16 protein-coding genes are annotated in these 13,382 nt (G+C 49.3%); 13 read left to right on the top strand and 3 right to left on the bottom strand.

What is annotated here, in order from left to right:
* The first annotated feature begins 281 nt into the window (after positions 1-281).
* The 12 genes from rpsU to AWQ21_RS09730 all read left to right on the top strand — a co-directional run bounded on the left by rpsU (position 282) and on the right by AWQ21_RS09730 (position 10,501).
* Entirely contained in the window at positions 282-458 is a 177-nt protein-coding gene (gene rpsU / locus AWQ21_RS09785) for a 30S ribosomal protein S21 (RefSeq protein WP_012307353.1), read from the top strand.
* 142 nt (positions 459-600) lie between these two features.
* A complete protein-coding gene (gene cobT / locus AWQ21_RS09780) occupies positions 601-1,707 on the top strand; it encodes a nicotinate mononucleotide-dependent phosphoribosyltransferase CobT (protein WP_065714381.1) in 1,107 nt (368 codons plus the stop codon).
* 122 nt (positions 1,708-1,829) lie between these two features.
* On the top strand, positions 1,830-3,560 hold the full coding sequence (locus tag AWQ21_RS09775) for a diflavin flavoprotein (RefSeq protein WP_065715296.1): 1,731 nt from the start codon (positions 1,830-1,832) through the stop codon (positions 3,558-3,560).
* Positions 3,561-3,625: 65 nt separating this feature from the next.
* Positions 3,626-4,219, top strand: coding sequence for a recombination mediator RecR (gene recR, locus AWQ21_RS09770; protein WP_083998002.1), 594 nt, complete (start codon positions 3,626-3,628; stop codon positions 4,217-4,219).
* A gap of 2 nt (positions 4,220-4,221) precedes the next feature.
* On the top strand, positions 4,222-4,719 hold the full coding sequence (locus tag AWQ21_RS09765; protein WP_065714379.1) for a TIGR00725 family protein: 498 nt from the start codon (positions 4,222-4,224) through the stop codon (positions 4,717-4,719).
* A gap of 101 nt (positions 4,720-4,820) precedes the next feature.
* Entirely contained in the window at positions 4,821-5,186 is a 366-nt protein-coding gene (gene hypA, locus AWQ21_RS09760; RefSeq protein ID WP_065714378.1) for a hydrogenase maturation nickel metallochaperone HypA, read from the top strand.
* Positions 5,187-5,198: 12 nt separating this feature from the next.
* Positions 5,199-5,894, top strand: a complete 696-nt coding sequence (gene hypB, locus AWQ21_RS09755) for a hydrogenase nickel incorporation protein HypB (RefSeq protein ID WP_065714377.1) — start codon at positions 5,199-5,201, stop codon at positions 5,892-5,894.
* A gap of 82 nt (positions 5,895-5,976) precedes the next feature.
* Positions 5,977-7,017: an ABC transporter substrate-binding protein gene (locus AWQ21_RS09750; RefSeq protein WP_065714376.1), complete on the top strand. Its 1,041-nt coding sequence runs from the start codon at positions 5,977-5,979 to the stop codon at positions 7,015-7,017.
* A gap of 67 nt (positions 7,018-7,084) precedes the next feature.
* The gene (locus AWQ21_RS09745; RefSeq protein ID WP_065714375.1) at positions 7,085-7,915 is read left to right on the top strand and encodes an ABC transporter permease; all 831 of its coding nucleotides are present in this window, start codon (positions 7,085-7,087) and stop codon (positions 7,913-7,915) included.
* Between the two features lie 7 nt (positions 7,916-7,922).
* Positions 7,923-8,699, top strand: a complete 777-nt coding sequence (locus AWQ21_RS09740; RefSeq protein ID WP_065714374.1) for an ABC transporter ATP-binding protein — start codon at positions 7,923-7,925, stop codon at positions 8,697-8,699.
* A 97-nt stretch (positions 8,700-8,796) separates the two neighbouring features.
* Complete coding sequence (locus tag AWQ21_RS09735; RefSeq protein WP_065714373.1) at positions 8,797-9,969, top strand: agmatinase family protein; 1,173 nt, start codon at positions 8,797-8,799, stop codon at positions 9,967-9,969.
* A gap of 76 nt (positions 9,970-10,045) precedes the next feature.
* Positions 10,046-10,501, top strand: coding sequence for an LCCL domain-containing protein (locus tag AWQ21_RS09730; protein ID WP_157094736.1), 456 nt, complete (start codon positions 10,046-10,048; stop codon positions 10,499-10,501).
* Between the two features lie 142 nt (positions 10,502-10,643).
* Here AWQ21_RS09730 and hemB read toward each other — a convergent pair whose 3' ends face one another.
* Positions 10,644-11,627 (bottom strand): porphobilinogen synthase, encoded by a 984-nt coding sequence (gene hemB, locus AWQ21_RS09725; protein WP_065714371.1) that lies wholly within the window; start codon positions 11,625-11,627, stop codon positions 10,644-10,646.
* Positions 11,628-12,096: 469 nt separating this feature from the next.
* Between hemB and AWQ21_RS09720 the strand changes: the two genes are divergently transcribed.
* Positions 12,097-12,498: a VOC family protein gene (locus tag AWQ21_RS09720; RefSeq protein WP_065714370.1), complete on the top strand. Its 402-nt coding sequence runs from the start codon at positions 12,097-12,099 to the stop codon at positions 12,496-12,498.
* Positions 12,499-12,612: 114 nt separating this feature from the next.
* On the opposite strand, the gene AWQ21_RS09715 is transcribed toward AWQ21_RS09720, so the two are convergent.
* Both AWQ21_RS09715 and AWQ21_RS16640 read right to left on the bottom strand, forming a co-directional pair.
* Positions 12,613-13,233: a Uma2 family endonuclease gene (locus AWQ21_RS09715; protein WP_065714369.1), complete on the bottom strand. Its 621-nt coding sequence runs from the start codon at positions 13,231-13,233 to the stop codon at positions 12,613-12,615.
* Between the two features lie 14 nt (positions 13,234-13,247).
* A complete protein-coding gene (locus AWQ21_RS16640; protein WP_257784276.1) occupies positions 13,248-13,379 on the bottom strand; it encodes a hypothetical protein in 132 nt (43 codons plus the stop codon).
* Between the last annotated feature and the right edge of the window lie 3 nt (positions 13,380-13,382).

The raw sequence follows: 13,382 nt of genomic DNA, 5'->3' as shown, positions 1-13,382 counted from the left end.
ACTTTAAATGAAAAATCAGCTTGATTGGCTGATGAATCTCGAAAAAACGACGCTTACGGCAGCTTTTTGATCCGGTGTTACTTGTTCCGAGTCACTGTAAATGAGGCTTATTTTTTGGTATTCCTAACAGGGCTCGCCTTGCAACTCCCCCCAAAAAGATCCTAAGATCGTATATCTGGCAGTTTGCCAAACGTTTTTCGAGGGAATGATCTAAACAATCATTCACCCGTCTCCATCCATTTCAATTGATAACAAACATCACCAACAAAGGAGGATACCCTATGACCCAAGTGGTTGTCGGACAAAACGAAAATATCGAATCTGCATTACGTCGCTTTAAGCGCCAGGTTTCTAAAGCTGGTATTTTTGCTGATATCAAACGTCGTCGTCACTTTGAAACGCCCATCGAGAAGCGCAAGCGTAAGGCTGTGGCCCGTCGGAAGAAGCGTTTCCGCTAAAGAATTTCTGTCTTGGTTATTGAATCTTGATGTTCGGAAATATCACGAATAAGTAAGAAGATTAGGGGGATCATGCTGATTCTCCTAATTTTTTTTAGGGGAAAATATAGTTCTGGCTAGGCTGGGGGCAACGAAAGGCAAGATGATCCGCATTTATACACAACAGACACAGGGCCAAACTTGGCTCACAAACCATCAACAAAAATCGGTCGTTTTTGCCTGTGGATTGGGGTTTACAGATACGGCTTTAATGCCTAATATTTCTGCTGCCGGAGCCACCCCAGAGGCGCGTAAATATACGGCGATCGCCGATGCAGAATGTATTTGTCATGGTTTCCGGCAGCAAGCCCTTTATCCCTTGCCGCCATTAATTGTCGGGGCTTCGCCGGCGATTTTATCCCGTGCTATTTTGCAGCATTATCAAATTCCTTACTCCCTATTTGATACGGGATTATTGCTTAAACCTGACCAAAATGCGGTGAATTGTATTAATCTCGGTGGTCAAAAAGCAAGGTGTGTTTCTACGGGAAAAGCCCTCGAACTTTCAACGGTGAACAAACTTTTCGAGCAAGGTTTAACCTGGGGCGAAACCTTAGCAACGCAATATTCTGGGCATCTGTTTGTGCTAGGAGAATGTGTGGTGGCAGGCACTACAACGGCTTTGGGGGTGTTAATGGGCTTAGGCTACGACGCCCATCAAAAAGTGAATAGTAGTTATATCGAATGTAACCACGATTTAAAGGGGCAAATCGTGCAAACCGGTTTAGAAAAAGCAAATTTAAACCCAAATCCTGATCCTTTTACTGTGGTGGCCGCAGTGGGCGATCCGATGCAACCATTTATCGCGGGCATGGCGATCGCCTTGAGTCGAACCCAGGGGGTTTTACTCGCAGGGGGAACACAGATGTTAGCGGTATATGCCTTAATCCAAAGGATTTGTGACGACCATCAGCTTGATTTTCAACCTGAAAATATGGTGGTGGGCACAACCCGTTGGGTCGCGGAAGATCCAACGGGGGATACGGTGGGGTTGGCCAATTTAATTGGCGATGTGCCCCTATTGGCGACGCAATTAAGTTTTCAAGAGTCCCAATATTCGCAATTGCAAGCCTACGAACAGGGTTACGTCAAGGAAGGAGTCGGCGCGGGGGGATTGGCGATCGCCGCCCATTTAGCCTATGGTGCCACCCAAGCGGAATTGTTAACGATGATTGAACGCACCATTGCCCCCTATCTCGCGGCAGCTTGAGGGATCGGGGGATTGATTTTGCCAATTGGGACGATAAATTTTACGCATTGTCTCCGAATGGCGATCGCCCGCCGAAGTTTGCGATACTGGGATTTGAAGCACATTTTGATCCCCAAAATTTTATGGCCGTTGCAACACCCCCCAGAGATATCCAACCCTACTTGGTGAGTGATGACGTTTTGCTGCTGCGATCGCGCACCTGGGATCGCCTCAAATTCGAGATTGAGTACGGCCTACAAAAAGGGACAACGGCCAATAGTTATCTAATTACTGGGGAAAAAACGGCCCTCCTCGATCCCCCTGGGGAATCTTTTTCTGAGCTGTTTTTAGCAGAAATCCAAAACCGCACGGATCTGAGTCAACTAGACTACATTATCCTCGGCCACACCAACCCCAACCGCTGCTTTACCCTCAAGGAACTGCTCAAACTTGCGCCCCAAGCCACGTTGGTTTGTTCTAACCCAGCGGCGATCGCCCTCAAGGATTTACTCAAGGAGGAAACCCCCAAGGTGCAGGTCGTTAAAAGTGGCGACACCCTCGATTTGGGCAAGGGTCACAGTTTAGAATTTATCCCGACGCCGACTCCCCGTTTTCCCGGTCACCTCTGCACCTACGATCCCCAAGAAGAAATTCTGTTTACGGACAAATTTTTTGGCGCCCACGTTTGTGGTAACCAAGTTTTTGACGAAGGCTGGCAATTTTACGATGAAGACCGCCGCTACTATTTCGATTGTGTGATGGCTAGTTCCATCCGCCAAACCCTAGCTGGGCTAGGCAAAATCGAAGCAGTTCCCGCCAAAATTTATGCTCCTGGTCACGGCCCCTTAATCCGCTACAGTCGTCAGGAACTGTTTAATAACTATCGCGCTTGGGTCGAAAAACAAAAAAATGATCTGTCTGTTGCTCTAATCTATGCCTCCGCCTACGGCAATACTGCCACTGTCGCCCAGGCGATCGCCCACGGCATTTCCAAAGCGGGTGTGATGGTCGAAACCTTCAACGCTGAACATGCTGACCCGGAGGAAATTAAGGGGGCTATTTCCCGGTGCAGTGGTTTTATTATGGGTTCCCCGACCCTCGGCGGCCATGCTCCGACCCAGATCCAGACGGCTTTGGGAATCGTCCTCAACAATGCCGATAAGAATAAACTTGCTGGAGTCTTCGGTTCCTTCGGTTGGAGTGGTGAAGCAATCGATCTCCTCGAAGGCAAATTTAAAGATGCGGGCTACCAGATGGGCTTTGAACCGATCCGCGTCAAATTTAAACCCACCGAAATCACCCTGAAAACCTGCGAAGAAACCGGGACAGATTTTGCCCAGGCGATTAAAAAAGCAGCGAAACGACGCCAACCGAAACAAAACGTCGCTTCCACGTCCCAATCAGACAATTTGGAACAGGCCCTAGGCCGACTCGTGGGCTCCCTCTGTATTGTCACGACCCAACAGGACAACCTTTCTGGGGCGATGTTGGCTTCTTGGGTTTCCCAAGCGACCTTTGCGCCCCCTGGCTTTACCGTCGCTGTGGCCAAGGAGCGGGCGATCGAATCTCTCCTCCATAAGGGCACGAATTTTGTGATCAATGTCCTCCAGGAAGGGAACCATTTAGGGTTGATGAAACATTTCCTCAAACCCTTTACCCCTGGGGAAGATCGCTTTGCTGGGGTGGCAACGGAAACGGCGGACAATGGCTGTCAGATCCTCACCGATGCCCTGGCCTATCTCGAATGTACCGTCGCCAACCGGATGGAGTGCGGCGATCACTGGGTCATCTATGCCACCACCGATAAGGGGCAAGTGCTACAAAACAACGGCATGACCGCAATCCACCACCGAAAATCGGGCACCCACTATTAAGGCTGAGGCGATCGCCTTTTAGAATTAAGGTTCGGAGAATTTTACCGTCCCTGGAGGAACCCGCCATTTATACGCCCCCCCTCGCCCGCTTGATCGAACAGTTCCAGCGCTTACCCGGCATCGGCCCGAAAACCGCCCAACGCCTTGCCCTATACGTCATCAAACGCCCCGAAAAGGATGTAGAAGCCTTTGCCCAGGCGCTATTGAACGCGAAAAAACAGGTGGGCGTTTGCCAAAAATGCTTTCATCTCTCGGCCACGTCCATCTGTGATATTTGCCGGAACCCTCAACGGGCGCAAGACGTGATTTGCGTGGTGGCAGATTCAAGGGATGTGATCGCCCTGGAAAAAACCCGCGAATATCGAGGGAAATACCATGTGTTGGGGGGCGTAATTTCGCCGATGGATGGCATTGGCCCGGAACAATTAACCATCCAAGCCCTGGTACAACGGGTGAGCGCCGAAAAAACGAAGGAAGTGATTTTGGCGATCAACCCCAGCGTGGAAGGGGAAACGACGACTTTGTACCTGGCGCAATTGCTGCGACCCTTTACGAAAGTCACCCGCATTGCCTTTGGGTTGCCCATGGGGGGCGATTTGGAATATGCCGATGAAGTGACTTTGGCCAGAGCCTTAGAAGGAAGGCGGGAACTGGATTAGGGATGCGCAAACTGATCGTTGGGGTGATGGGGCCGGGAGCCGGAGCCACTCCAGAAAATTTAACGGCTGCTTACGACCTGGGAAAGGCGATCGCCGAAGCAGGGTGGGTGCTGCTCACCGGGGGCCGGGCGGCTGGAGTGATGGCCGCCGCTAGTCAGGGAGCAAAAGTAGCTGGGGGGTTAACGGTGGGCATTTTGCCGGGAAAGAATCACCAGGGTTTAGCCGACAGCATCGACATTGCTATCTGTACGGATTTAGGGAATGGCCGCAACAACGTCAATGTTCTCAGTGCGGATGTGGTGGTGGCGGTGGGCCTTGGTTTGGGCACCGTCTCAGAAATTGCCCTCGCCCTGAAAAACCGTAAACCCGTCATTCTCTGGCAGCCCACCCCAGCAACCCAAGCATTTTTTACGGAACTTGCCCCTGATCAATTTTCGGTCGTCGAAAATATCCCAGAGGCGATCGCCCACATCAAAGCGATCCTGCACAACCCCACATGAGCATTTCAACACGCTTCCAGTCAACAATAAACTAAACATTTCCGTCCCAATTCCTGTTGTATCGTGGACGAAAGTAGCCCCTCAATCCGGAACCTGTGGCGATGCATGAAGTGGACATGACCAAGGCCCTCATCTTGACTATTAAAGATTGGCAGGACAGCCATCCCGAACCCGTCAAGATCGAAAAAGTCCACCTCATCGTGGGACAGTTTACCTGCGTTGAACCCGTCAGCTTGGAATTCACCTTTGCCGCCCAAACCCAAGGTACGTTTCTCGATGGGGTTGCCCTGGTAATCCAAGAAACGCCCCTAATCGCCTACTGCCACACTTGCCAACAAGAATATGCCCCCAACATCGGTTTGCAATATTCTTGCCCAGACTGTCACCAGCCTATGGATGACATCCGCTCCGGTCGTGAGCTAAAAATCGACCGCATTGAATACGCCCCCTTAATCCTCCATTCCTAGGAATCAATCACCATGCACCAGACCTTTGACGCTGCCCTGGGAGTCAATCTCCTCCATGCCAACCAAGACCTCGCTGATCACAACCGTGAACATTTTGACGCCTGGGGTCTCACTTGTCTCAACGTGATGAGTAGTCCCGGTGCTGGCAAAACTGTTTTGCTGGAAAAAACCCTAGCTACCTTGAAAGATGACCTCAAAATGGCCGTCATCGAAGGGGATATGACCACAGAACTCGATGCAGAACGACTGCGTCAGTACGGCGTGCCTGTGATCCCCATCAATACCGGTCGCTCCTGTCATTTGGATGCCAAGATGGTTTCCGGGGGACTCCATCGCCTCGAGCAGGAATATGACCCCAATAATTTTGATTTGTTGCTTGTGGAAAATGTCGGCAATCTCGTTTGTCCTGCTGAATTTGAAGTGGGCGAACATGCCAAAATTGCCCTCCTTAGTGTGACGGAAGGAGAAGATAAACCCCTCAAATATCCCGTTATGTTCCAAGAAGCAGATTGTTTATTGGTTACAAAAATTGACCTGGTTCCTTATCTAAAAATTGATGTCCAACGGATTATTGATAATGTCCGACAAATGAATCCCCACGCGAGCATTATTCCCGTTTCTGCCCAGACTGGGGAAGGTTTAGAAACTTGGTACGATTGGGTCAAAAAAAGTTGTCATCGAGAAGATGTAATGAAAGTTACAGCATAATTTGTCTGAAAACAGGATAAACAACAGGCAAGGTGCGATCGCCTTTGAATTGATCCCTTGCGTTTATTCTTGTCATTTTCCTATGCTAAAACTGCCTAATCTTCTGATCCGACCGGCACTATTTTGTGCGGGTCTTGCCTTAACCGTCGGTTGCCAAAGTACGCCCCCCACAACAACGGGTGAAGCACCAGAAACCCCAACAGCGGAAACAGAAACAATTACCCTTGGTTTTAGTGCGTGGCCCGGCTGGTTTCCTTGGCAAATTGCCGCAGAAAAAGGCCTATTTGAAGCGAATGGTGTTGATGTAAACCTGACTTGGTTTGATGGCTATTTAGACTCAATTAATGCTTTTGCGGCGGGACAGCTAGACGCCAATACCCAAACCCTGAATGACACAATTAGTTCAGTGGCAGCGGGTTCTGAACAAGTTATTGTTTTGGTGAATGATAATTCAACGGGGAATGACCAAATTATCGTCAGTGAAGGCATTAATACCATCGAGGATTTGCAGGGAAAAACCATCGCCATTGAAGAAGGCACTGTCGATCACTTTTTGTTACTGCTGGCCCTCCAGGAAGCAGGTCTTGGCCCCGATGATGTGATTATTAAGCCCTTGGAGACGGGGGCTGCCGCCGCTGCATTTGTAGCGGGTCAGGTAGATGCAGTGGGAGCCTTTGCGCCTTTTACGACCCAAGCCTTGGAACGGGAAGGCAGTAAAACCCTCATTTCTTCGGCGGATTTTCCGGGGGCGATTCCTGATCATTTGGTGGTCAGTCGTGAGTTAATTCAAAACAATCCTGAAGCCGTCCAAGGGTTAGTAGATACCTGGTTTGCGGTGCTGGATTTCATCGAAGAAAACCCAGAAGAAGCCCTGGAAATTATGGCGGCACGGGCCAACGTTTCCGTCGAAGAATATCAAGAATACGATGCGGGAACGACGATCTTTAGTCTTGAAGATAATCTAACGGCTTTTGAGTCTACGGAAGAAAGTATGATCTCCCTGAATTATGCCGCCCAGGAAATTAATACTTTCCTGGTGGATGCGGGTTTGATTGCAGCGCCAGCGGATCTCAGTGGTTTATTTGATCCTTCTTTCGTCAAAGCCTACGCAGACAAACAGTAGCTTTTTGAAACCCTCGGTCTCCTAATACCGGGGGGATTTTTTAAAATCCATTATTTTGGCGATCGCCATGACTAAAGCGCCCGTTATCAAACCGTCTTTTCGGATGCTCAAGCCTTCTTTATTTTGGGATATTACCTCTGGGATTCCCCAAAAGTTACGTTGGCTGTTGATGTCTGCCTCGATTCTCTTGCCCCTGATTCTGTGGGGGGTTATCTCCAGTCAGGGATGGGTTAAACCGCTCTTTTTACCCACTCCCATGGCTGTCTGGGAAGCGATCGCCAATTTATGGGCCAGCGGCGATCTGCAAAAAGACATTATTTACAGTGTTTTGCGGGTGCTGACCGGGTTTAGTCTCGCGGTAATTATTTCCATCCCTTTGGGCATTTTGATGGGGGCCTTTGCCAGTATTCGTGCATTGTGTGAGCCGATCATCGGCATTGTCCGCTATATGCCTGCCCCAGCTTTTATTCCCTTATTGGTTTTGTATTTTGGCGTGGGGGAAATTCCCAAGGTTTTATTGATTTTTATCGGCACCCTCTTCTTCAATACCTTGATGATTATGGATGCCGTAAAATTTGTGCCCAAAGAATTGATTGAGGCCACCTACACTCTGGGGGGGAATCGGCCCCAAATCGTCATTAAAGTGATTTTTCCCTACATTTTGCCCAAAATCATCGACGCTGGTCGGGTGAATATTGCCGCCTCCTGGAACCTGGTCATCGTCTCAGAGCTGGTCGCTGCCACAGAAGGGTTAGGCAGGCGCATTAGTGTTGCCCAAAGATTTTTAAATACCGACCAAATTTTCGCTGGCTTAATTGTGATTGGCTTAATTGGCCTTCTCATTGATCTCTGTTTTATTTGGCTCCAAAGATTCCTCTGCCGCTGGTCGCTCGACTAGAAACATCATGCATTTAGAAGTTGATCAAGTCCATAAATTTTTCCAAACCCGCCACGGAAAAATTACCGCTCTCCAAAATATTAGTCTCCACGTAGAAGGGGGCGAATTTGTCTGTGTGGTTGGCGCATCGGGTTCTGGAAAATCCACCCTCTTGAGGATCATTGCGGGCCTCGAAACCCAGAGTACCGGCAAAGTCACCGTTGACCAGCGGGAGATCATTGGGCCTGGGGCCGACCGGGGGATGGTTTTTCAACGCTATACCCTCTATCCTTGGCTCTCTGTTTTGGATAATGTCACCTTTGGCTTGAAATTGCAGGGGGTGCCGAAAAAAGAGCGTTACGAACGAGCCTATTACTATCTCAATGTGGTCGGTTTAGGGCCTTTCCAAGAAGCATTACCAAAACAGCTTTCTGGGGGGATGAAACAACGGGTGGCGATCGCCCGCGCCCTTGCCTCCCAACCGAAAATCTTATTAATGGATGAACCCTTTGGTGCCCTGGATGTTTTAACCAAAGAAAATATGCAGCAATTTCTCCTAGAAATTTGGGAGCAAACCGAGACCAGCATTCTCTTGATTACCCACGATGTCGAAGAAGCTATTTTCCTCGGTCAGCGGATTTATGTCATGGCGGCCCACCCTGGGCGTGTCAAAGAAGAATTAAAAGTGGATTTTTCCCACCACCATGGCTATGAAATTAAGCGATCACCCGAATTTATTGATTACAAATACCATGTGATGCAACTAATGCGTGAAACTCCCCTAGAAGCAGTACAGACCCCATAAAATGCAAAGCTATCTTGCGTAATTGACCCAAAAACCAAGAATTTGTCTCGTTACTGCTATCGTTAACTAAATTCGTCCCAAGAAAGGCCCGATCACCATGAGTGAACAACCGAATTTTCGTCCCCCCAGTGAAGCCCAAGCGGCCCTTGAAAAAGAATCCCATCTTCCCCTCACCGGTTGGCAACAGGAAGTAGACCGGGGCCTGGAATACGGCCTCGAAGCCGCCGCCAGTATCAAAGACCGCAGCATTCCCACCTTTTCCCGGGGGGAACTGCCCCACTATGCCGGGATCAATACTTTCCTAAAGGCCCCTTATCTCGAAGATGTCCGTAAAGTCGGTGAATATGACGTGGCCATCCTTGGCGTCCCCCACGATTCTGGCACCACCTATCGCCCCGGCACCCGCTTTGGCCCCCAGGGGATTCGGCGAATCTCTGCTCTCTATACCCCCTACAACTTTGAGATGGGCATTGACCTGCGGGAGCAAATTACCCTCTGTGATGTGGGGGATGTCTTTACGATTCCGGCCAATAATGAAAAATCCTTTGATCAAATTTCCAAAGGGGTTGCCCACGTCTTTAGTTCCGGTGCCTTCCCGATTATTCTCGGCGGCGATCACTCCATCGGCTTTCCCACGGTGCGGGGGGTTTGTCGGCATTTAGGCGATAAAAAAGTAGGCATTATTCACTTTGACCGCCACGTGGATACCCAGGAAACAGACCTAGACGAGCGGATGCACACTTGTCCTTGGTTCCACGCCACCAACATGGCCAATGCTCCCGCCAAAAATTTGGTGCAGTTGGGGATTGGCGGTTGGCAGGTGCCACGGCAAGGGGTCAAGGTTTGTCGAGAACGGGCCACTAATATCCTTACAGTGACAGACATCACAGAAATGGGCATCGATGCGGCGGCGGAGTTTGCCCTGGAACGCGCCCTAGATGGCACGGACTGCGTGTACATCAGTTTTGACATTGACTGTATTGATGCGGGATTTGTCCCTGGTACCGGTTGGCCAGAACCAGGTGGTCTACTGCCCCGGGAAGCCCTGGCTCTCCTCGGTAAAATCGTCCGGAATGCGCCTGTCTGCGGTTTGGAGATCGTCGAGGTTTCGCCGCCCTATGACATTAGTGATATTACATCCCTGATGGCGACGCGCGTGATTTGTGACACCATGGCCCACCTCGTTCTGTCCGGCCAGTTGCCCCGCAAGGAAAAGCCCGCCTACATTCACCCTGAAGCAAATATGGCAGTGGATCAAGCTTGGACTTAGACTTTTAGGAAAAGTGTCCTGTTTTTTAGCGGCAAAGCCTGATCTTTGTCTGTGTTTTCTAGAGTAATTGTTTGCGATGAAGTATTTGACCTTTGGCAGTTGTGTGTTTTTGGGCTTGGCGATCGCCCCCGTTGCCACCCATGCCCACCATAACCCTGCACCAACCGTAGCCCACCACCAACCCAGTACCCAGATCAGCCATCACCAGCCGAGCACCCAAACGGCTAAAGTCCGGGCCATTGACTGGGAAACAACCCCAGGGATGCTGGGTCTGCGGAACCAGGTAGGGCAGACCTTAAGTGTGATTTGTCCGGCGGGACAACCCACGGAAAAAATTTGGGGGACGGATATCTACAGCGATGGCTCATCCATTTGTACGGCAGCCGCCCACGCAGGTCTCGTAGAACCAAGCACCGGCGGCAGTGTGACGATCAAAGTGCTGGGCTCCCAAACAGATTTTGTCGGCACAGAACGCAACGGCATTGCGACTTCGAGCTATGGGCCTTGGGGCGGTAGCTTCGAGGTGGAATAGTTGTTAATGTTCCCTAAAAAATTTGGCTCCGTACAATGTATGGGGCTTTTTTTTGATCAAAAAAATGAGGACAACTCGAAAGTGTCCCCATGATTCATTATTTATTCTTTCGGGGGAAATATACCCCAAGCCACAATGCTGTTTATTCTGCCAACCACCGCACAGCGTCTTTCGCGTGGTAGGTGAGGATCAGATCTGCGCCCGCCCGCTTAAAGCTAGTCAGGGTTTCTAAAACGACTTTTTTCTCATCAATCCAACCGTTTAAAGCCCCGGCTTTCACCATGGAATATTCTCCAGACACGTTATAAGCAGCGACGGGGAGATTGGTCATTTCCTTGACTCGCCAAATGATGTCCATATAAGCAAGGGCTGGTTTTACCATGACGAAATCCACCCCTTCAAGAATGTCCAATTCCACTTCCTTGAGGGCTTCGCGGCCATTGCCCGGATCCATCTGGTAGGTGCGGCGATCGCCAAATTGGGGGGCAGATTCGGCCACATCCCGGAAGGGGCCATAGTAAGCCGAGGCATATTTTGCGGAATAGCCCATGATCGGGATATCGGTGAATCCAGCTTCATCTAAACCTTCACGAATCGCGGCGACAAAGCCATCCATCATTCCCGAAGGCGCAATAATATCCGCCCCAGCTTTCGCCTGGGACACAGCGGTTTTTTTGAGCAGTTCCAGGGTCGGATCATTGAGTACTCGCCCGGTCAAGTCTCCCGTTTGCAGATAGCCGCAGTGGCCGTGGGGTGTATATTCACAGAGACAAGTGTCATTAATCACGGTCATTTCCGGGATCGCTTCTTTGATCGCTGTCGTTGCCTTCTGGACAATGCCGCAATCGTGCCAGGCCCCCGTTGCATCGTTATCTTTTTCGGGGGGAATGCCAAACAAAATCACCGCCGGAATACCCAGTTCCCAAACTTCCTTGGCCTCGGTGACAATTTTGTCGATGGATAGTTGGTACACGCCGGGCATCGACTTTACTTCATTGGCGATCGCCTCTCCGGGTACTGCAAAGAGAGGATAAATCAAATCATTGGCCGTAAAGGTATTTTCCCGCACCATGCGGCGAAGCGACTCACTTTGGCGAAGGCGACGAGGGCGGCTAGAAGGGAACATAGTTGGCAAAAATAAAATCCAGATGAAAAATTGCTTCTGAATAGTTTAGGCGATCGCCCCTGTTCCTTTACTGAAACGTAACAGTCCTCAATGATTAGCAAGTTTTGGCTTGGCCTAAAGGGTTTGCGTCCACTCTCGAATAGCACAGCGGATGGCCCAACCTCTCAATAATCTATGTTCAAGAATGACCCTAAAATTGAAAATCGTCTTTTTGCTCTGATCAAGCCCAGTGCCAGGGTCACTATGCTAAGGCTAATCACTCCACGAAAAACATTCAGGAACTTATGCAGAGCTTATTGTTTATGATGGAAACGAAGTCTGTACAATACCTGGATAACCACCTTATAAGGATGTCGTCTGCATAACATCCTCAATAGGGGTTTTATACGGAATTATTCTTAATGAAATTACTATGAGGCATTTTAGATGGACGTTTTCCGCATAATACATAGCACAAGGAGAAGCAAAGATGAAATTAGGATTTGTAATCATTTATGTAGATGATGTAAAAAAAACTCTTCAATTTTATAAAGAGGCATTCGGAATAAAAATACGAATGGAGCATGAAGACAACGGAATAGTGCTATATGGAGAAATGGAAACAGAAGGGGCAATTTTAGGGTTTGCTTCTCCAGAAATGGGACAACTTAATCTAGGCGGTAAGTATCAAAAAATCACACCAGAAAAAGATCCTGTTGGCCAAGAAATCGTTTTTGTCAATGACAACGTAAATGCAGTTTATAATCAAGCTGTGAAAGCAGGTGCAAACTCGATTTCAGCACCAGTTGAAAAACCATGGGGCCAAACCGTGGCTTACGTTCGCTCAATAGAAGGGACATTAATTGAAATATGTTCCCCAATGAATGCATAACGCCCTGCATCTGTGAGCGCGAACGTTGAAATTTTATCCGGTTTGTATGGAGATCATCTTTTTTCTGTTGTGAAAACATAACAGTCCTCAATGATCCGCAACCATTGCAAGATACTACAGGGTTTTTGCCCACTCCCGAATGGCGCGGCGAATTGCCCGGCGGCCTAGGGGACGATTTTCCTCAATCAATGCCATCATTTTTGTCACGGAAATTTGCGGCAGGGCCAAACTCATTTCAGACACACGATATTCTCCTCGGTCAAGTAAATAAATGGTGATTTCGCCGTCTTCATAGCTCCAAATTTCCGGCACCCCCAACCGCCCATAGATGGGAAATCGTTCGAGGGAGCGGCTGGTCAGTTCAATTTCTAAAGCCAAATCGGGGGGCGGATCTTTACTCAGGTCATAGTCCAACTGGCCCCGAATTAAAGGCTCATTTTGAAAGTAAAAACAGTTGTCCGGTTCTAAGCCTGCTTTTGCCGCTGGTTTACGCCAGGTCGTCGAGCCAAGACTTTCGTAATCAATTTCTAGTTCGTCAGCGCAATCTTTGATCGCATCACCAATCGCCTCTTTATAAAATTCATGTTCAGGGAGGGGCGTCATAATTTCTAAAGTTCCATCACAGTAGGCCACGCGACTGGCACGGGTTTCCCCCAAATCCCGCAAGATATTTTCAAACTGCTGCCAACTGATATTACTCAGCAGTACCCGATCCGCCCGTTGTTTCGTCAGCATCGCCTTGATCTCCGTTACCGATCGCCTTCCATTTTATTGGTAAACCCTAGGGCGGGGGCGATCGCCTTTCCGTCGCAAGATTCACGGGAAAAGCCATGGCAAGTTAAAATCAGCCATAGCAAACATTTGTAAACATCAGCCACCACAGC

Origin of the sequence: Picosynechococcus sp. PCC 7003, from assembly GCF_001693255.1 — a bacterium.
Taxonomy (GTDB): domain Bacteria; phylum Cyanobacteriota; class Cyanobacteriia; order Cyanobacteriales; family MRBY01; genus MRBY01.
This window is presented reverse-complemented; position numbering and strand designations above follow the sequence as displayed.